Origin of the sequence: Plantibacter sp. Leaf314 (genome assembly GCF_001423185.1) — a bacterium.
Taxonomy (GTDB): Bacteria; Actinomycetota; Actinomycetes; order Actinomycetales; family Microbacteriaceae; genus Plantibacter.
This window is the reverse complement of the sequence record NZ_LMOB01000001.1, coordinates 1366906-1386044: the sequence shown is the minus strand read 5'-3', so window position 1 is coordinate 1386044 and position 19139 is coordinate 1366906. Positions and strand designations below refer to the sequence as shown.

The 19139-nt window shown below is 69.4% G+C and carries 14 protein-coding genes; 7 read left to right on the top strand and 7 right to left on the bottom strand.

Features of this window, described 5'->3' with window-relative positions; all coding sequences use genetic code 11:
- Window positions 1–78 precede the first annotated feature (78 nt).
- From ASF68_RS06465 to ASF68_RS19390, 3 genes are read right to left on the bottom strand one after another with little or no spacing between them, the layout of a single operon-like run.
- A complete protein-coding gene (locus ASF68_RS06465; protein ID WP_056008346.1) occupies window positions 79–2109 on the bottom strand; it encodes a glycosyltransferase family 39 protein in 2031 nt (676 codons plus the stop codon).
- The gene (locus tag ASF68_RS06460; RefSeq protein WP_082498506.1) at window positions 2106–3626 is read right to left on the bottom strand and encodes a glycosyltransferase family 2 protein; all 1521 of its coding nucleotides are present in this window, start codon (window positions 3624–3626) and stop codon (window positions 2106–2108) included. Before ASF68_RS06460 ends, ASF68_RS06465 begins: the two co-directional genes overlap by 4 nt.
- Window positions 3626–4291, bottom strand: a complete 666-nt coding sequence (locus ASF68_RS19390; RefSeq protein WP_082498505.1) for a GtrA family protein — start codon at window positions 4289–4291, stop codon at window positions 3626–3628. Before ASF68_RS19390 ends, ASF68_RS06460 begins: the two co-directional genes overlap by 1 nt.
- Before the next feature lie 295 nt (window positions 4292–4586).
- On the opposite strand from ASF68_RS19390, the gene ASF68_RS06450 reads away from it, so the two are divergent.
- Together ASF68_RS06450 and ASF68_RS06445 are read left to right on the top strand one after the other, a co-directional pair.
- Complete coding sequence (locus ASF68_RS06450; protein WP_056008343.1) at window positions 4587–4946, top strand: hypothetical protein; 360 nt, start codon at window positions 4587–4589, stop codon at window positions 4944–4946.
- Window positions 4943–5776, top strand: coding sequence for an SDR family NAD(P)-dependent oxidoreductase (locus ASF68_RS06445; RefSeq protein WP_056008340.1), 834 nt, complete (start codon window positions 4943–4945; stop codon window positions 5774–5776). Before ASF68_RS06450 ends, ASF68_RS06445 begins: the two co-directional genes overlap by 4 nt.
- Before the next feature lie 293 nt (window positions 5777–6069).
- Here the strand turns inward: ASF68_RS06445 and ASF68_RS06440 are convergent, their stop codons facing one another.
- Window positions 6070–7824 (bottom strand): ATP-binding protein, encoded by a 1755-nt coding sequence (locus tag ASF68_RS06440; protein WP_162239342.1) that lies wholly within the window; start codon window positions 7822–7824, stop codon window positions 6070–6072.
- 271 nt (window positions 7825–8095) lie between these two features.
- Here ASF68_RS06440 and ASF68_RS18675 point away from each other — a divergent pair, with 271 nt between their 5' ends.
- Together ASF68_RS18675 and ASF68_RS06435 are read left to right on the top strand one after the other, a co-directional pair.
- A complete protein-coding gene (locus ASF68_RS18675; RefSeq protein ID WP_157580225.1) occupies window positions 8096–8269 on the top strand; it encodes a hypothetical protein in 174 nt (57 codons plus the stop codon).
- Window positions 8270–8468: 199 nt separating this feature from the next.
- A complete protein-coding gene (locus ASF68_RS06435; RefSeq protein ID WP_056008335.1) occupies window positions 8469–9458 on the top strand; it encodes an SDR family oxidoreductase in 990 nt (329 codons plus the stop codon).
- Here ASF68_RS06435 and ASF68_RS06430 read toward each other — a convergent pair.
- A complete protein-coding gene (locus ASF68_RS06430) occupies window positions 9452–11074 on the bottom strand; it encodes an AMP-binding protein (protein WP_200936394.1) in 1623 nt (540 codons plus the stop codon). The two genes, ASF68_RS06435 and ASF68_RS06430, sit on opposite strands and share 7 nt — an antisense overlap.
- Before the next feature lie 73 nt (window positions 11075–11147).
- Here ASF68_RS06430 and ASF68_RS06425 point away from each other — a divergent pair, with 73 nt between their 5' ends.
- Window positions 11148–12050 carry a hypothetical protein gene (locus tag ASF68_RS06425; RefSeq protein ID WP_200936393.1) on the top strand — a complete coding sequence of 301 codons (903 nt, stop codon included), beginning with the start codon at window positions 11148–11150 and terminating at the stop codon, window positions 12048–12050.
- A 2-nt stretch (window positions 12051–12052) separates the two neighbouring features.
- Complete coding sequence (locus tag ASF68_RS06420) at window positions 12053–12706, top strand: TMEM175 family protein (protein ID WP_056008326.1); 654 nt, start codon at window positions 12053–12055, stop codon at window positions 12704–12706.
- A gap of 21 nt (window positions 12707–12727) precedes the next feature.
- Here ASF68_RS06420 and ASF68_RS06415 read toward each other — a convergent pair whose 3' ends face one another.
- Both ASF68_RS06415 and ASF68_RS06410 read right to left on the bottom strand, forming a co-directional pair.
- Window positions 12728–13501, bottom strand: coding sequence for a DNA-formamidopyrimidine glycosylase family protein (locus tag ASF68_RS06415; RefSeq protein WP_056008323.1), 774 nt, complete (start codon window positions 13499–13501; stop codon window positions 12728–12730).
- A gap of 80 nt (window positions 13502–13581) precedes the next feature.
- A complete protein-coding gene (locus tag ASF68_RS06410) occupies window positions 13582–18420 on the bottom strand; it encodes an ATP-dependent helicase (RefSeq protein ID WP_056008320.1) in 4839 nt (1612 codons plus the stop codon).
- 149 nt (window positions 18421–18569) lie between these two features.
- Between ASF68_RS06410 and ASF68_RS06405 the strand changes: the two genes are divergently transcribed.
- Window positions 18570–19139, top strand: coding sequence for an NUDIX hydrolase family protein (locus ASF68_RS06405; RefSeq protein ID WP_056008317.1), 570 nt, complete (start codon window positions 18570–18572; stop codon window positions 19137–19139).

The window sequence follows — 19139 nt, the reverse complement described above, 5'->3', positions numbered from 1 at the left end:
TGGAACTCCTGTTCTTCGGGTGGTTCTGGGGTTCGGTCGGTTCGGGTGTCCGGCCGGAGCCGGAACTCGGGTGGGTGGTCAGCGGACGAGGTCGGGTTCGACGACGGAGTAGGTGACGCGGACGCCCTCCGCCGTCTGCTCGACCCGGTCGGCGGCGTACTCGCCCTGGATCGACCGGATCGAGTCGGCCAGGCGGCTGTCGCCCGCCTCGTCACCGGTGCGGAGCACCATGGTCCGGCGCACGTCTCCGGTCTCGCCGTCGAGCACCGGGGTGCTCTCGAGCCGGACCGGGGTGGTGGCGAGCACCTGTCCGAGGGCGAGCAGGGCGCGGGAGTCGAGCTGACCGTCGCCGAGGGTCTGCCTGGCCTCCGCCGAGACGCTGAGCGACGGGTTCTGCAGGAGCTGCGCACCGAGCGCCGCCCGAGCCGCCGTGCGTCCGGCACCCCGCTCCGCTGCGGCGTCGAGCCCGTCGGCGTCGATGCGACGGACTTCGACGGCCTGCGTTCCGGAGCCGAACGTCGCGACGAGTTCGGAGTTGTCGATCGCACCCTTCACCTCGGGGAACGTCGTCGGGAACGTCCGCATCGAGTCGGTGGTGACGATGTAGTCGGCGTCGCGCCAGCCGTTCGGCGACTTGGCCTGTACGGCGGAGTCGGTGTCCATCTTGTAGTACCAGATGACGTTGTCGCGGTCGAAGCCGCTCTCGACGAGGTCGACCCACATGGCGTCGTCGACGATCACCCGGGACTCCTGGGGCACGTTCGTCTGCACCCACTGCTGGGCCTGCCGGACGGGCTTGTCGAGGTCGGCGAGGAGGAATCCGCGGAGCTGGGTCGCGGTGTTCGGGACGGCGACGACGGCTGCCGCGAGCACGGCGGCGATCCAGACGGCGCCCGCAGCGCGTCCACCGATGCGGCGACCGCGGGGTGCACCTGTCTCGAGCGCGGAGCGCCGACGGAGTCGACGGACGGCCACCCCGGTCACGCCCATGATGAGGATCGTCATGAACGGCAGCAGCATGATGACGTACGGCACGGGCAGGTATCCTCCCGGACGCAGCATGAACAGCCCGAGGAAGACGGTCATGGCCGCGATGACCCGCAGCCGTTTGACGAACAGTCCGGCGACGGCGGCGACCGCTCCGGCGACGAGGAGCGCCGCGTCCAACTGCCACCACATGCTGAGCGTCTTGGCCGACAGGCTCGCGGGGTCGAACAGCGAGCCGCTCGCGACGCGCGATCCGAGCTGGAAGAAGACCCCGCCGAGGAGGCTCACCCGGTCGGGGCCCGGGAAGAGTTCGCCCTTGATGGCGGCGAAGAGCACGTAGGTGAAACCGATGACGACGACGATGGTCGCAGCCACCGGCAGCGTGTACCGCCGGGTCTCCTTGCGGGCCGCGCGCCACATGGTCCAGGCGAGGAAGGGCAGGGCGAGCAGGAAGGTCTCCTTACTGAGCACGGCGATGCCGAACGCGGCGGCGGACCCGGCGAAGCCGACGAGCTGGTGCTTGCGGCTGGTGGCGAGGACGAAAGCACCGAGCAACCACGGCACCGCGACGTTGTCGAGGTAGACGGTGCGGTGGAACTGCACGGCGAGCGGCGAGATCGCGAACACCAGCGCGGCGACGGCGGCCATGGCCCGGCTGAGGTGCAGGCGTCGGGCGAGGACCCAGACGAGCACGACGGCGATCAGCGTCGCGACCAGCATGGCTTCACGCGCCGCGATCACGGCGATGTCGTAGCGGTCGAAGGCGCCGGTCAGCCCGGTGTACGCCGCGATCTGCAGCCAGCCGAGCGGCGGGTGGTCGTACCAATAGGTGTAGTGCGCGAGCTCACCGAGCTTCAGCACGCTCCACGCCTGGGCCGTGTAGGTGCCCTCGTCGTCGATGCGCTGCGGGGATCCACCCAGGTTCATCGCCTGCACGACGGCGGCGATGGCGAGCACGGGCAGGAGGAAGGCCAGGGTACGGCCGTGGCGCGACAGCCAGCGGCGCACGACGCCAGGGCCTCGCTGGGTCGGTGGCCCGGAGGCGAGCCAGCCGAGGCGGTCGCTCTCCAGGTGGAGTTGCGGACGGCCCGGGGCGGCCGGTCGTTCGAGGATGCCGGTCATCGGGTTGCTCCGTTCTGGAGGACGAGCTCGGGTGCGCGGTCGGGCAGGTCGACGGCGACGGGTGCGGCCTCGGTCGCCTCGGCGACCTCGTCGCTGCGGTGGGCGCCGGTGTGCTCCGTCTTCTCCCAGGAGTGGTCGCCCTTCCACTCGCGGAAGACGGAGCGGACGGCTGCTGCGCCGAGGAAGATCTGGTACGGGAAGGTGCCGAGGATCAGCCGGGCGTAGTCGCGGAGGCGGACCTTCTGGCCGTAGAGGCGACCGAACTCGCCGAGCCCCGAGGCCTCCACCGCGAGGGTGACGATCGTCGGCGCGAGCGGGATGAACGTCAGCAGGGCGATCGGGGCGGGCACCTTCGCGAAGAGCACGAGCAGGACCGAGACGGGGATGAGGAGTCCGGTCGCCGCCTGGAGGAACGGCATCGACAGCAGGTACCGGGCGAACATCCGCTGACGGAAGGTCGGCAGTTTCCGCCACTCGCCTTTCTTCAGCACCTGCAGGAAGCCCTGGTTCCAGCGCGTGCGCTGCTTGTACAGGGACTTCAGGGTGCCGGGGGTCTCCTCACGGGTGACGACCTCCGGGCTGTAGGCGACGACGACCGTCGCGCCGGCGCTCGAGAGCCGGACGCCGAGCTCGCAGTCCTCGGCGAGGCAGCCGTCGTCCCACCCCTCCGACCAGTCGAGCCACGTCTTCTTCACGAACACGGTGTTCCCGCCGAGCGGGATGAAGCGCGAGTTCGCGTGGAAGTGCAGGCGGGACCGGAACCAGAAGTAGTACTCGAGCACGTTCCGGAGCGACCACCAGCTGGACTGGAAGTTCATGAGCTGCACGCCGCCCTGCACGACGTCGGCGCCGCTTTCGGTGAAGCGGGAGTCGACGAGGGTGAGCAGGCGGGGATGCACCTCGTCCTCGGCGTCGAACACGCCCACGACGTCGCCACGGGCGATCTGCAGGGCCCGGTTGAGGGCCTTCGGCTTGTTCTTCGGCACGCTGTCGTCGACGACGACCTTGATGAGCTCGGGGTGCCGGGCGGCGGCCTCGCGGACGACGCGCTCGGTCCCCGGGTCGTCATGGCCGACGATCGCGATGATCTCGAAGTCGGGGTGGTCCTGTTCGGCGAGGCGGTCGAGCGTCTGGCCCATGACCTCCTCCTCGTGCCGGCCGGGGACGAGCAGGGTGAACGAGTGCTTCGCGGGCAGCGGGACCGCTGCGAAGCCCGTGTTCTTGAGGTGGCCGGTCGACCGCCAGGCGTGGAGCATCCAGTAGAGCGTGGTGACCGCGATGATCGTCAGCGCTGCGGCGAACAGCAGCAGGGTGCCATAGCCGAGCCATTCGCCGACGCTCCAGGAGCCGGGATCGCCGACCGCCGTCGGGTCCACGAGGGTGCCGCGGTTCGGCAGCGGTTCCGCTGGTGCCGTGGGCTGCGGGGTGAGCAGGGGAGCGGGTTCGTCCGCACTAGTGAACGGGCGGGCGGACGCATGTGCGAGCGCTCCGAGGAGCGGGGCGAGGACGGGTGCCATCAGGACAGGCCTCCAGAGGTCGGCAGGGCATGGGTCGGTGCGGATCGGCGAGCGGTCGTGGCTCGGACGGCCGGGGCTGGTGTCGCCGCGGCCGTCGGGTGCTCGGGCGTCGTCGGGGTTGCAGCGTGGTGCCTGCGGCTGCTCGCCGACCGGGCGGGCCGGAAGACGACGTACCGGTAGGCGAGGAACCGGAACACCATCCCGAGGACGAGCCCGACACCGTTCCCGGCGATGTTGTCGGCGAGGGCGGTCGTGTAGCCGAGGACGTAGTGCGAGACGAACAGGCATCCCGCGGCGATCCCGAGGCCGAGGACGTTCATGAGGGCGAACAACGCCCCCTCCTTCCACACCCCGCGGCGGTGCTCGGTCCGGAACGTCAACGCCCGGTTGCCGAGCCACGCGACGATCGTGGCGACTGCGACGGAGATCACCTTCGCGCCGATCGGCTTGTCGTCGAGCACGGTGAACCGGAGCAGGTTGTACACGCCGACGTCCACGACGAACGCGGTGCCGCCGACGAGGCCGAAGGTGACCAGCTGGGAGACGAGCTTGGGCAGACGCAACGGCTGGCGTGCACGGCGGGGACGAGCCCCGGGAGCGACGGATCGTTCGGGGACGGACGACTTGCTCGGGTGCACGACGGAAGATTCGGGCTTCACGGTCATGCACGCCGTTCGGGCTCGTCGCGAACCGTGGTTTGGTCGTGGACGCCGACGCCCAGGGCTTTGCCAGGTCCACGAAACAGGACCGAAATTCCTTGATTTTCCGGGGAAGTTGACGTACTCGCGAGGCCTCGGGGGGCAACACCCCGGTCCCCTGAACTGGGCTGACGCCAGCCCGTCAACCGGCACGACGGCGATCACCCGTTCGCCTACGATGGGGACAACGCCCGTCGTGCTCGGGCGTCGTGTGGCCCGGATCCGGGTGCGCGCGGATGACCGGCTCAGAGGGAGACATCTGTTGGGAAAGCTGATCTACGGGAGCTCGTCGCGGGAGCTCGAACTCGACGACCGGATGCTCGCGCACGTCAAGTCGATCGCCGTGATGAAACTGCGTCGCAACGAGTCGTTCACGATCTCCTGGCCCCGTTCGCTCGAGACCGGTGGTGGACGCGTGACGATCTGGGTGCACCCGTCGATCTCGCTGCAGTTCGAGTTCGACCAGGAGCAGCGTCCGGAACTCAACCGCAGCTGGCTCGAGTCGATGATGCAGGAGGCGAACAAGACGGGCGACCTGGCCATCGGTCGTGAGGTCCCCGAGGCGATGCCGACGAGACCGGCGCCCGTGACCGAGCCTCGGCCCCGGAAGTCCTCCGCGTGAGCGACCGGGTGATCGTCCTCACCGGGGCGAGCGATGGGATCGGTGCTGCAGCAGCGAAGGCCCTGACCGAGGCGGGCGAGCACGTCGTCGTGGTCGGTCGGTCGCCGGAGAAGACCGGCGCCGTCGCCGAACGGGTCGGGGCGGCGTCGTTCGTCTGCGACTTCGCCGAGCTGGCCCAGGTCCGCCTGCTCGCCGAGCAGCTCCTCGAGCGCTATCCGCGCATCGACGTCCTCGCCAACAACGCCGGCGGCATCTTCGGTGCCGACCGTCGGGTCACGACGGACGGGCACGAGCAGACGTTCCAGATCAACTACCTGGCTCCGGCCCTCCTGACCCACCTGCTGCTCGACCGCCTCATCGAGTCGGACGCGACCGTCATCAACACCTCGAGCGTCGCCAACCGCCTCTTCGGGAAGCTGGACCTCGACGACCTCGACGCCGAGCGGTCCTACTCGCCGACGCGCGCGTACGGCAACGCGAAGCTCGCGCAGATCCTCTTCACCAAGGAGCTCGACCGCCGCTATGGCCCGCGAGGGCTGTCCGCGGCCGCGTTCCACCCGGGCGTCATCTCCACGAACTTCTCCAGCTCGCCGGACGGCGCGATGCGACTCCTGTACGCGACGCCGCTCGGCCGTCACCTCCTGAACACCCCCGAGGAGGGAGCCGACACCCTCTTCTGGTTGGCCGAGAGCCAGCCGGGCATCGACTGGACGTCGGGCGGCTACTTCGTGAAGCGGAAGCCTGCGCGGGCCAACAAGCTCGCGTCCGACGTCGTCCTCGCGCGGCGACTCTGGGAACGGACCGAGGAGATGCTCGCCGACCACCACTGAGCTGTCCCGGCGGTCCGTCTGTTCAGGAACGCCATGAGACGACACTAGATGTCAAGCCGACGGGCCCGATTCGGACGGCTAACAATGACACTTTCCCTTGGCTTGTCTGAAATGCCGCAGCCGTGCTCCGCACGGTGGGACGAATATATCGGTGAGAACCTCGCTCTCCGTGTGAACTCTCATCCCCCTCCCGCAGGTGAGGTACCGCGCTCCTAAGAGCCTGAACCTCATCGGCGATACCTGGTGCTCTTTAGAAGTCAGACCCAGCAAGCTGCCCTGTCAGCCCGAGTCGGCTACGCATCAACAAGGACCTCCTCAAGGAGGCTGACGACGTCGCTCGGTATGCACGTCGGTACGTCTCCGTATGCCGATTCGATGAGTCGACGCTTCAGACCACGCCCTTCTTGGTTGAGACCGGGAAATGCCGCGACGATCGCGGCTTCGAGAGCATGACCTTGACGATTCAGCCAAGCAGTCGAAACTTGACAGCTGAACCCACCGACATAGTCGACCGGCTCACGCGGCCCGGAAGATCCAAGGACTCGCTGCGTCACTATGTCAACGATTGTTTGTGCGCTCGCTCCGCCAACCTGGAAGTGGCGAAGCGAGTCATCGCCGACGTCTGCACCGCTCAGCATCCCGCGACGCATTAGATGCAAGCCGACTCCGAGTGGGTCGAGAATTAGGTTCTCGATCGCGTACCTGCGCTCACAGTAGTGAATGCCTTCAGGCGCCCCGCCTCGGACGTCCCGATCCACAAGCCCGCTCACCCTGTCATTACCTGACGCGCGGAGCTGGGCTACAAGCCGAAGAACGGCGTCTGAATTGCCTTGACCACCGCGCCCGGACGCGATGAAGTGCAGCGAGATCGGTGATCCTAGTTTTTTTCTGAGCAGGTCATAAAGTGCCTGATAGCAGCTCTCGTCGTCTTCGCTCTCAACGAATACTTGTCGGCGATTGTCAGTACTGACGCTGAGAGTCGGTAGGCCGACGATCAGACTGGCGAGCGCTTCATCACGGGTCGCTTTGATCAAGCGAGGAGAGTCGTTCCTCCTCATGACAAAAAGAGCCGACTCGGGTGCGAGTGCCACAGTGGTCGGCGAGTGCGTCGTGAGAACCACGTCTACGCCGTATCGATCGCAAAATAGTTCCACTATTACGGTGAGTAAGCTTCGGATCATCATCGGATGGAGGCTCGCGTCCGCTTCGTCGAGCAGCAGCACCTGTGGCATCTCGATTGATCGGTCGAGACGCTCGCCGGTAAAGAGAGTGAGCGCGACCGTCAGCAGCGTCTTCTCGCCACTTGAGAGTTGGTCCGTTAGCACAACATCGCCGGTGTCGAGATGTTCTAGGCGAGCCACGTAGCTCAGAGAATCTTCGACCCCCTGAGGAGGCACGAACTTGTACCCAAGGCCGATGAAGGCCAGGGTCTCGTCCAGGAGGTCCCACGGAGCTGGCCCGTAGTTCGCGACGAACTGATCCTGTGTCAGCGGCGAAAGACCCTGGTCGCCTTGCTCAACGCGCCACTGCTCGAATCGATTTCGGTTGTACCGGTCGTGGTAGGAGAGGAAGATTTCGGTAGCGCTGATAGCAAACGGGTCGCGAACGCCATCGATTAGAGGGTGATGCTCGCGGAAGTCGTCGAGCTCCAGTTCCAAGATGGAGTGGCCCGAGCGCTCGAGGAGGATCTGAAGTGCTGCTTCGGAGACCCATCGGTTCTGAACGGTTGCGTGTTGGAGTGTTTCTGCCCACTCGGATTCAGGAATACGGCTGTAGGACTGCCGAATGTCCCGCCGGTAGTTGTCGAACTGCTGGAACGCTTGCACGTAACGCTCGCGGTAAGCGGCGGGGGACTGCGCGCCATCGGCAAGGGGAACAAGCTCCGCGAGGCGGAACATTCGAACGCCTTGCTGCGGCTGCCCGACGTTGACGACAGGTAGCCCATCCACCGAGAGGGACCCGTCCAAGATCGCGTTGAGCAGATTCGACTTGCCGGATCCATTCGGCCCAGAGATCACCGTAAACCTAGGGAGTTCGTCCAGCGTCACAGCTTCACGGATGGTCCCACTAGCGCGCCCGAAGACCAGTCTCACCTTGTACCCCATTCACGCCGGATCAACCTCATTCGCCCAGGGTATCGATGCGCCTGCCTGATCCCATGGAAATTGGGTACCCGCCGCGCGACACGAGCAGCGAAGCCATCCCCGCACAACAACAAGGGCGCAAGACGAGCCGCGCCCCTGAGCCAAGGCCGTTCCCGACACGTCTCAACGGTTCCCGCGTCACCGGACCGTGGCGGCGGGAGCCTAGGCTGGTGGGATGCGACGGAACGAATGGACGATGGCGCTCGTCGTCGCCGGGGTCCTCGCGGTCGCCGCGCTGCTGATGTTCCTGGTCCTCGGACCTGAGGCTCCGGTCGTGTGGGGACTGGTTTCCGGGGTGCTGCTCGCCCTCGTCGTCGGCGCCATGGCGTTCGTCAAGCGCGAGCGCTGACCCTGTCCGCTTACTGAGGCCGTCCCCGCCCTTCGACAGGCTCAGGGACCGGACAGGGGTGACCCTTCTGCGCCCGTCGACAGGCTCAGGGACCGGACAGGCCCGGTCACTGAGCTTGTCGAAGTGCCCACGAAGGTCCTCACGATCGGATCGTGGCAAGACTGGGCGAGTTCGGCCCTCGTGCGCGAGGATGGACGCCATGACGACGAAGCGCATCCTGTTCATCGGCGGCAGCGGCATCATCTCCTCGGCGTCCGTCGCCAGAGCCGTGTCGCTCGGCCACCACGTGACGGTCCTGAACCGCGGTCTGTCCCACGTCCGCCCGCTCCCCGAGGAGGTCGAACTCCTCCGAGCGGACATCCGCGACACGGACGCCGTCACCGAGGTCCTCGGCGCCCGCGAGTTCGACGTCGTCGCGCAGTTCACGGCCTTCACGCCGGAGCAGGTGCAGGCCGACATCGACCGGTTCGCCGGACGCATCGGTCAGTACGTGTTCATCAGCTCCGCCTCGGCGTACCAGAAGCCGCCACAGCGCCTTCCCGTGGTCGAGTCGACCCCGCTCCGCAACCCGTTCTCCCAGTACGCGCGCGACAAGATCTCCTGCGAGGACGTCCTCGTCCACGCCTACCGCGGGCAGGGGTTCCCGGCCACGATCGTGCGCCCCTCGCACACCTACGACCGCACGCTCATCCCCACGATGGGCCGCCGCACGGACCTCGACCGCATGCGCGCCGGCAAGCCCGTCGTCGTGCACGGCGACGGGACGACCCTCTGGACCATCACGCACACGGAGGACTTCGCCGTCGGGTTCGTCGGGCTCCTCGGCCGCCGCGACGTGCTCGGTGAGGCCTTCCACATCACCGGCGACCACGCGCCGAGCTGGAACGACATCACCCGATGGATCGCCGACGCGGCCGGGGTGGAGGCGCAGATCGTGCACGTTCCGTCCGACCTCATCGACGAGATCCACCCGGCACTCGGCCCGACGCTCCTCGGCGACAAGGCGTTCCCGATGATCTTCGACAACACCCGGATCCGGAGCCTCGTGCCCGAGTTCCGTCCGTCGATCCCGTTCTGGGACGGCGCGGCCGAGATGGTCGCGTTCCACGACGCGAACCCGCAGTGGCAGCCGGCCGACCCGGAACTCGACGCCGCCTTCGACCGGATGGTCGCCGCCGTCGGTCACTGAGCCGCCACCGGTCCCTGAGCCTGTCGAAGGGCCTCCGCCGCCCGCAGGTCCTTGCGGAGGATCTTGCCCGAGGTGGACTTCGGGATGACCTCGACGACCTCGACCCGGCGGATCTTCTTGTGCGGCGCGACGCGCTCCGCGACCCACGCCATGAGTGCCTCCGAGGTCACGTCCTGCCCCGCCTGGAGGACGATGAACGCCTTCGGCACCTCCTGGCCGTCCTCGTCGGAGACCCCGATGACGGCGGCGTCGGCGATCGCCGGATGGCCGAGCAACAACGCCTCGAGCTCCGCCGGCGCCACCTGGTAGCCGTGGTACTTGATGAGCTCCTTCAACCGCTCGATGATCCGCACGGTGCCGTCGCCGCGGACGGTCGCGATGTCGCCGGTGTGGAGGAAGCCGTCGTCCTCGAGCGTCGCGCGTGTGGCCTCCTCGTTGCCGAGGTACCCGAGCATGACGTTCGGCCCGGCGCACAGCAGCTCACCGGGTGCGCTCTCCTCGTCCGAACCGGCTGCGGGGTACTCGACCTCCACACCGGTCTCCGGGTCGACGATCCGACACCGCATGTTCGGCAGGCTCGTCCCGACGCTGTCGAGGGAGGCGCCCTCCGCCTGGAACGCGATCGCATGACTCACCGGGCTGAGCTCGGTCATGCCGTACCCCTGCCGCAGCCGGCAGTCGAGGCGCTCCTCGACTGCCCGTCCGAGCGTCGCGTCCAACGGCGCGGCACCGGAGAAGATCGTGTGGACGCTCGACAGGTCGAACTCGTCGACGAGCGGGTGCTTCGCGAGCGCGACCGCGATCGGCGGCGCGATGAACACGTAGCTGCACCGGAAGTCCTGGATGATCCGGAGGAACTCCGCGAGGTCGAACCGCGGCATGGTGACGAGGGAGGCCCGGCACGCGAGTGCGAGGTTCAACAGCACCGTCATGCCGTAGATGTGGAAGAACGGGAGGACCGCGAGGATCCGGTCGTCGGGCCGCATGCCCAGCTGCGGGATCGACTGCTGCACGTTGGCCACGAGGTTCCGGTGCGACAGCATCACCCCCTTCGGCCGCCCGGTCGTGCCGGACGAGTAGGGCAGCACCGCCACGTGCGTCGCCGGGTCGAACGAGACGTCCGGTGCGGGGAGGCGTCGGACGAGGAGATCGGTGAGCGAGGCGTGACCCTCTGCGCCGTCGAGGACGACGACGCGGTCGGAGGGGATGTCGCAGGCGCTCGCCGCAGCCCACGCCTGGGGCAGGAGGGCGGAGACGGTGAACACCATCGTCGCGCCGGCGTCGAGGAGCTGCGCCTCGATCTCCTCCGCGTTGTACAGGCCGTTCACCGTCGTCGCCGTCGCTCCGGCACGGAGGATCCCGTGGAACACGGTCGCGAAGGCGGGGACGTTCGGGGCGTGCAGGGCGACGACGTCCCCGATGCCGATCCCGGCCGCCGCGAGGGCGCCGGCCAGCGCGTTGATCTGCGAGATGAGCTGCCGGTAACTCGTCTCGGCGCCGCTCGTACCGTCCCGGAGGGCGATGCGATCGAGGTCGCTCGAGGCGATGCCGCCGAACAGGGTGTCGTAGACGCTCAGATCGGGGATCTCGACGTCGGGATGCGGGCTGGTGAACACGAGTGATCTCCTTCGAACACCGGTGATGGTGGAGTGAGTCTACTCACGCCAGGTGCTCGTTAGGCTGAGACCCGTGAACGCGCCCCGCCCCATCCTCGGTCTCCTCCTCGACGTCGACGGCCCCATCGCCAGTCCCATCACCCGGACGATCAACCTCCCGAGCATCGCTCAGGACCTCGCGACCCTCGCGAACGCCGGCATCCCGATCGCCTTCAACACCGGCCGCAGCGACGCGTTCCTCCGGGCGGTCGTCGTCCCGCCGCTCCTCGCCGCCGGGCTCGACGACGACGTGCGGCTCTACGGCATCTGCGAGAAGGGCGCCGTCTGGTTCGGGTTCTCCGCGGCAGGCGTCGACGAGCTGCGGCTCGACGAGGAGGTGGCGATGCCCGAAGGGTACGGGGCCGCCATCGAGCGCCTCGTCGACGAACGGTACGCGGAGACGGTCTTCTTCGACCACACGAAGCGCGCGATGGTCTCCGTCGAACAGCACGTGGAGGTGCCGGCGGCGGACTACGCGGTCGTGCGGAAGCACTTCGACGACGACGCCCGGGCCGAGCTCGCCCGTCGCGGGTTCGGGGTCGACCACGCCCCCGGGCGCTACCCCGACGACGCCGGCCTCGTCCAGTACCGGATCGACCCGACCATCATCTCCACCGACATCGAGTCGGTGCGCCTCGGCAAGGACCTCGGGGCTCAGCGCGCGCTCGAGCTCCTCGAGGCCGACGGCGGCGCGCTCCCGCTCGCCTGGCGGACGGTCGGGGACTCCCGCAGCGACTACGCGATGGCCGACTGGCTCTTCGAGCACGGCTACACGGTCGAACACGTCGATGTGCGGCCCGCCGACGGCGTCCCCGAGAAGCCGTACCCGATCCTGACCCACCCGACGCTCATCCACGACGAGGCCGGCGCGGCCTTCCTCGCCCGGTGGGTCGAGATGGTGCAGGGGACCGCGACGGACGACGCGGACGTGAGCTGACCATGGCCGACGACGGAGACCGCGCACCGAGGGACCGTCGCCACGGTCCGACGACGGAACGCGGCCTCGATCGCGTCGTCAACTTCAGTGACGCCGTCGTCGCGATCGCCATCACGCTCATCATCCTCCCGCTCGTCGATCTGGCGCAGGAGTACGGAGGCGGCCCCGTGGCCGCGTTCCTCGCCGAGAACTGGACGGGGCTGGCCGCGGCCGCGCTGAGCTTCGTGGTCATCGCGAACTTCTGGCGCGACCACCACCGGATCTTCGAGCGCACCGTCGGCTACTCAAGGCGGCTCGTGTCGCTCAACTTCGTCTGGCTCGCCGGCATCGTCTTCCTGCCGCTGCCGACAGTGCTCCTCTTCGACTCATCGGGGGACGACCGCGGCGCCCCCATGCTGTACATCGCGACGATGCTCGTGTCGATGGTCGCGGTGCGACTGCAGCAGCTGGTGATCCAGCGGGACGGGCTGCTCAGTGAGGAGGCCGCTGCGATGCCGCCCCGCCCCTGGGCGCTCGTCTGGGCGCCGACCGGGCTCATGCTGCTCGCGTTCATCCTCGCCGCGACGGTACCGGGGCTCGGCACGCAGGCGCTGTTCCTGCTGCTGCTGTCGATCCCGCTCGGCTGGGTCGGGGGCCGGAAGCACCGGGGCGACTGAGCAGGCCACCGGGTGACCGGGTCAGGTCTGGCAGTGGGGACACCAGTAGGTGTCGCGGAGCGCGGTCGGGTCGGCACCGAGCTTGCCGCGCTGGATCCGGGTCCCGCAGCGCAGACAGCGCTGGCCGTCGCGTCCGTACACCCACGTCTTCCTGCCCGGCCTCGTATCGCCCGTCGTGACCCGGTTGCGGCGGTCGCGGTTCGCGTTGATGAGGCGGTAGCCGAGCCGGACCGCGCCCGGGAGGTCGACCTCGGCGCTCGGCCTCGTGGGCAACACCCCGCGGATGAAGCACAGCTCGTTGACGTACTCGTTGCCGAGCCCGGCCAGGTTGCGCTGATCGAGGAGCGCGACGTGAATCTCGCGGCCGTCGGCCTCGAGGTTCCGGATGGCGCGAGCCTCCTCCCAATCGGGACCGAGGAGGTCGGGGCCCAGCCAGCCGAACCGCTCCTCGTCCTCGCGTGACGGGAAGACCTCGACGAGGCCGAGTTCGAACCCGACGGTCACCCAGTGCTCGGTCGACACGATCGCGCGCGCCTTCCACGCCGGTCGCCGCCAGTGCTCACCCGGCTGGTAGACGTGCCACAGCCCCTCCATCTTCAGGTGGGTGTGGAGGGTGTGGTCGCCGATGTGGTGCAGGAGGTGCTTGCCGCGCGGGATGACGTCGTGGACGACCTCGCCGCGGAGGTCGACGGTCGCGAAGGCGGGGACGCGCAGGTCGAAGCCGGAGACGACCTCGCCGGCCAGCGCCTGTCGCAACCGATGCGCGGCCTGGAAGACCGTGTCACCCTCTGGCATGAACCGCTCCGTCCGTTCCGGCTACGGTGCCACCGGCACGGTGTCCGGCGCAACCCGTGGCACCACCCAGCCGTCTTGGCTCAACCACGCCGGAGCCGCAATCCGCGCGGTGTCTCGACGAACCCGGCCTCCCGCAGGGCGTGGCCCGTCGGGGTGCCGAGGACGAAGGTGCCGTTCACCTGTTCGATCCCGAGCTTCTCGATGCGGCCCGCCGTCACCGTCGAGGCGAGGGACCGTGCACCCGCGCGGAGCTGGTCCTCGTCCTCCGTGAACACCAGTGCGGTCTTGCCACCCCGCTCGAGGTAGTAGACGGGCGCACCGTCGACGAGGACGATGAGCGCGCCGGCCTTCCGCCCCGGCCGGTGCTTCACCCCGGTGACCTCCTGGCTGGGCCAACCGAGTGCGGCACCATAGGGGTTCGCAGGGTCGGTCGCGGCGAGCGTCACGGCGGCGAGCGGTGGGTCGTCGTCGGTACGGATGAAACTCCGCAGCCGGTCGACCGTGCCCGAGGAGGCGAACTGTGCGCCCCCGAGTCGCTCCACGAAGTACCCGCGTCGGCAGCGGCCGTTCTCCTCGAACTGCTTCAGCACCCGGTAGGCGAGGGCGAAGCCGCCGACGACGCCTTCGGCCACCACCGAACCCCGGGTGACGACGCCGTAGCGCTCCAGCAGGGTCTCGCCGGTCGCGACGGCACGGATGGTGGCGTCCTGCTCGGCGAGCGGCAGGATCGACCATCGGCCGCCGAGGGTCTGGCTCGCGCGCGTGGACATCGAGGGGCGCTGCAGGTTGCGTCCGCGGTACAGCTTCGCGCGCGGGGTCTGCCGTTGTACCCGATGGGCCGAGGTGCCGCCTCCGGAACCGACGAGCGTGCGGAGCGGGGAGAAGGTGTCGTTGGTCACCAGCCCTGCCCACACGAGCTCCCAGAGGGCGTCGACGAGGAGTTTGTCGTCCGTCGACCCGACCGATTCCGCGAGCTGGCGGAAGAAATACGCGCCGCCACCGCCCAGCGTCGCGAGCAACTCCGTCTGCAGGGCGTCCGGCGTGTGCGGGGTGGGGGTCAGCGGCAGCGTGAGCGGCGCCGTGTCCGCGAGGTGGAGGGCGACCCAGCCGTCGTTGCCGGGGATGGAGCCGCTGCCCGACCACACGACCTCGCCCGTCGCGGTGAGTTCGTCGAGCATGGCCGGGCTGTAGTCGGCGACCCGCGAGGGCAGGATGAGCGACTCCCAGGCCGAGGCCGGGACGGGTGCCCCGGCGAGCTGATCGATGACCGTCGCGACGCCGTCGACCCCGCGGAGCGTGCCGCCGAGGTGCTGCCACACGGGCAGGAACCGGGCGAAGGCCTGCTGCTCGACAGGCTCGACCTCGTGGCGGAGCGCGGCGAGCGAGCGGATGCGCAGCTTGCGGAGGACGCCGGCGTCGCACCACTCGGTGGCGTCGGTCGGGCTGCGGTCGGCGTCGTCGCCCGACTGCTGCCGGCCGGCGGGGAGGAACTCGCCCTTGACCACGCGTCCGGCGTCGGCGAGGCGCGCGAGGGTGTGCTGGACCACGGCCGTGCCGAGCCCGAACCGCCTGGCGGCCTGCCCGGTCGTGAACGGGCCATGGGTGCGGGCGTACCGGGCGAGGAGGTCGCCGAGCGGATCCGTGACCGGCTCGGTGAACGCCACCGGTACGCCGATCGGCAGGGGCGTCCCGAGGGCGTCGCGGAGACGGCCCGCGTCCTCGATGGCGGCGAAGCGTTCCTCCCCGGCGATCGGGACGCGGATGACGCGCTTCGTGCGTTCGAGCTCGGCGACGGCTGCGGCGGAGCGCTCAGGGTCGGGGACCCAGGCGTCCGGGTCGTCACCCCGGTTCGCCTCGCCGTCGGCGGACACGGCGACCCCGTCGAAGGTCGTGCGGGCGGCGATCTCATCCACGGTGAGCGGACCGAGCATCCGCAGCGCGTCGGCGACCCCCTCAACCCCCTTGAGTCGTCGCTCGGGGTCGAGACGTTGCAGTTCGAGCGCGGTCTGCTCGATGACGCCGGGGTCGAGGAGTTCGCGGAGCTCCACCCGACCGAGCAACTCGCCGAGCATGGTGCTGTCGACCGCGAGTGCCGCAGCTCGCCGCTCGGCGAGCGGGCTGTCGCCCTCGTACATGAACGCGCCGACGTAGCCGAAGAGTAGGGACCGGGCGTAGGGCGACGGCTGATCGGTCGTGGTCTCGACGATGCGGATCGCGCGTGACTGCAGCTCGCGCGCGAGCTGGTCGAGGGCCGGGAGGTCGTAGACGTCCTGCAGGCACTCGCGCAGCGTCTCGAGGATGATCGGGAACGTCGGGTACTGCTTCGCGACCTCGAGGAGTTGGGCCGACCGTTGGCGTTGCTGCCAGAGGGGCGAGCGCTTCTGCGGCGAGTAGTTCGGAAGCAGGAGGGCACGCGCGGCGCACTCGCGGAACCGGGAGGCGAACAAGGCGGACCCGCCGACCTCCTGCGTCACGAGGGCGTCGAGCTCCTCCGGCTCGAAGACGAAGAGTTCGGCTCCCGGCGGCTCGCTCTCGGTGTCGGGAAGCCGCACGATGATGCCGTCGTCGCTCGCCACCGCGGAGCCGTCGACGCCGAGCCGCTCCTGCACACGTGCGCCGACCGCGAGCGCCCACGGTGCGTGCACGCGGAGTCCGTAGGGGGAGTGGAGGATGACCCGCCAGTCGCCGAGTTCGTCTCGCGAGCGCTCGACGACGAGCGTGGTGTCGTTCGGGACGACGCCCGTCGCCTCGCGTTGTTCACGGACGTAGGCGACGAGGTTGCTGATGGCCCGTTCGTCGAGTCCGGCCGCCTCCAGGCGCGGGGTCGACCCGGTTCCCGTGGTGTCGAGCTCGCGGACGAAGGCGCCGATGGCGCGACCGAGCTCTGCCGGGCGTCCGATACCGTCTCCCTTCCAGAACGGCAGCCGCCCCGGCTGGCCGAACGCCGGGGTCACGAGCACGCGGTCGTGGGTGATCTCCTGGATGCGCCAGCTCGTCGCACCGAGGGCGAAGACGTCGCCGACGCGGGACTCGTAGACCATCTCCTCGTCGAGTTCCCCGACGCGGGCCCCGGCGCCGGACTCGCCGACCATGAACACGCCGAAGAGTCCGCGGTCGGGGATGGTGCCACCGCTCGTGACCGCGAGACGCTGGGCCCCCGGTCGACCCGTCAGGACCCCGGCGTCACGATCCCAGACGATCCGCGGGCGCAGCTCGGCGAAGGCGTCGGAAGGATAGCGGCCGGCCAGGAGGTCGAGCGTCGCCTCGAAGGCCGAACGGGGCAGGGAGGCGAACGGCGCGCTGCGCTTGACGGTCTCGAACCAGTCCTCCACCCCGAGCTCGTCGAGTGCGACCGCGGCGACCGTCTGCTGCGCGAGGATGTCGAGCGGGTTCGAGGGGACCTCGATCGCCTCGATGAGTCCGGCCTCCATCCGCTCGGTCGCGACCGTGGTGCTGATGAGGTCGGCCCGGTGCTTCGGGAACAGGACGCCGCGCGAGACCTCGCCCACCTGGTGGCCGGCTCGTCCGACGCGCTGCAGGCCGCTGGCGACGCTCGGCGGCGACTCCACCTGGATGACGAGGTCGACCTCGCCCATGTCGATGCCGAGTTCGAGACTCGACGTCGCGACGACGCAGCGCAGCCGACCTGACTTGAGGTCCTCCTCGATGCCGGCGCGCTGCTCCTTCGAGACGGAGCCGTGGTGGGCTCGGGCGAGCAGCGGGATGTCGTCGTCGCTCTCCTCTGCGGTGGGGCGGGCCGCTGCGGCCGCGACGCTCGCCGAGCCGCGGGTCTGTCCGCTCTGTGCCATGAGCTGGGCGGGTGGGCGCCCGGCGCCCGGCGTCACGAGGGCGCTCTCGCTGAGCCGGGCCTCGTTGATCTCGTTGAGTCGGGCGGTGAGGCGCTCGGCGAGCCGTCGTGAGTTGGCGAAGACGATCGTGGAGCGGTGGGCGAGCACGCGGTCGACGATGGCCTCCTCGACGTGCGGCCAGATGCTGCCGACGCGGTCCTCGCCACCGCCGTCGCTGTTCGGGGTGTAGCCCGTGAAGCCGCCGCCACTGCCGTCGTCGTCGGCCTCGCCCGGTGTCCGCATGCCGGCGTCGGGATCGGTCATGTCGTCGACGGGGACCACGACCCGGAGGTCGAAGGTCTTCGCCGCCGGCGGCGAGACGATCTCCACGGGTGCCCGGCCGCCGAGGAACCGTGCGACCTCCTCGGCCGGGCGCACGGTGGCCGAGAGCCCGATGCGCTGGACGGGCTTGTCGAGCATGGCGTCGAGCCGCTCCAGCGAGACCGCGAGGTGCGCGCCGCGCTTCGTCGAGGCGACCGCGTGGATCTCGTCGATGATGACGGTGTCGACCGTGCGCAGGGTCTCCCGGGCCGCGCTCGTCAGCATGAGGAACAACGACTCGGGTGTGGTGATGAGGATGTCGGGTGGCTCTTTGGCCATGGCCCGGCGGTCTGCCGACGGGGTGTCGCCGGAGCGGACGCCGACGCTGATCGTCGGCGGTTCGGTGCCGAGGCGTCGTGCCGCCTGGGCGATGCCCACGAGCGGGGTCCGGAGGTTGCGCTCGACGTCGACCCCGAGCGCCTTCAGTGGGGAGATGTAAAGCACGCGGGTGCCGCGCGAGCGGTCGCGCTGGGCGGCGGCCGCCTCCGCCTCGTCGGCTTCGAGCCCACTGAGCGGCACGCCCGTCCGCCGCTTCGCCCCGTGCTCGGCGATCGCCTCGGACAGCAGGCGGTCGATCGACCACAGGAAGGCCGACAGGGTCTTGCCCGAACCGGTCGGTGCGACGACGAGCGCGTTCGCCCCGCGCGAGATCGCTTCCCACGCGCCGGCCTGAGCCGGCGTGGGCGCGACGAACGCCCCCTCGAACCAGTCGCGCGTGGCGGGGGAGAAGCGCTCGAGCACCTCGATCATGGGTTCCATCATCCAGCACACCACCGACACCGCGACCGGCATCGCGTCCGGTGGGCGGGGCCCCTATGATCGCGGCGTCCACCGGGGACGCCGTGTCGAACCGCCGCCCGCCTGGATCGCCGTTCGGCTCCATGCGGTATGAAGGAGCTATGAGCGTTCGCACCCCAGATCCCAACCCGGAACCCGATCTCCCCGGCAATTCCAATCCGGGCTGGCTGTCGGACGTCGAACTCGAGGAGATCCGACGCCGCCTCCCGCTGCTCTATGTGGAGGCCGTACCCGTCCGGGTCGACGGCTTCGGCGTCGTGACGGAGGTCGGCGTGCTGCTGCGGGCGACCGCCCTCGGCGAGATGACGCGGACGCTCGTCTCCGGTCGTGTTATGTACGGCGAGACCATCCGCGACGCGCTCTTCCGCCACCTCGAGAAGGACCTCGGTCCGATGGCGTTCCCGCTGCTCCCGGCGTCGCCCGTGCCGTTCCAGGTGGCCGAGTACTTCCCGCTCCCCGGGCTCTCGCCGTACTCCGACGACCGGCAGCACGCCGTCGCGCTCGCGTACGTCGTCCCGGTGACGGGGACGTGCGAGCCGCGTCAGGACGCGCTCGAACTCACCTGGATGACGCCCGAGGCGGCGTCCTCCGATGCGATCGCCGCCGAGATGGAGGGTGGTCGCGGCGCCCTGCTGCGCGCGGCCCTCGCCTCCGTCGGCCGCCTGCGCTAA

Excerpts from the sequence above, each read along its gene's own strand:
- ASF68_RS06465 (WP_056008346.1), bottom strand. The coding sequence starts at position 2,109 with ATGACCGGCATCCTCGAACGACCGGCCGCCCCGGGCCGTCCGCAACTC.
- ASF68_RS06460 (WP_082498506.1), bottom strand. The coding sequence starts at position 3,626 with ATGGCACCCGTCCTCGCCCCGCTCCTCGGAGCGCTCGCACATGCGTCC.
- ASF68_RS19390 (WP_082498505.1), bottom strand. The coding sequence starts at position 4,291 with ATGACCGTGAAGCCCGAATCTTCCGTCGTGCACCCGAGCAAGTCGTCC.
- ASF68_RS18675 (WP_157580225.1), top strand. The coding sequence starts at position 8,096 with ATGCGACGGAACGAATGGACGATGGCGCTCGTCGTCGCCGGGGTCCTC.
- ASF68_RS06435 (WP_056008335.1), top strand. The coding sequence starts at position 8,469 with ATGACGACGAAGCGCATCCTGTTCATCGGCGGCAGCGGCATCATCTCC.
- ASF68_RS06420 (WP_056008326.1), top strand. The coding sequence starts at position 12,053 with ATGGCCGACGACGGAGACCGCGCACCGAGGGACCGTCGCCACGGTCCG.
- ASF68_RS06415 (WP_056008323.1), bottom strand. The coding sequence starts at position 13,501 with ATGCCAGAGGGTGACACGGTCTTCCAGGCCGCGCATCGGTTGCGACAG.
- ASF68_RS06410 (WP_056008320.1), bottom strand. The coding sequence starts at position 18,420 with ATGATCGAGGTGCTCGAGCGCTTCTCCCCCGCCACGCGCGACTGGTTC.
- ASF68_RS06405 (WP_056008317.1), top strand. The coding sequence starts at position 18,570 with ATGAGCGTTCGCACCCCAGATCCCAACCCGGAACCCGATCTCCCCGGC.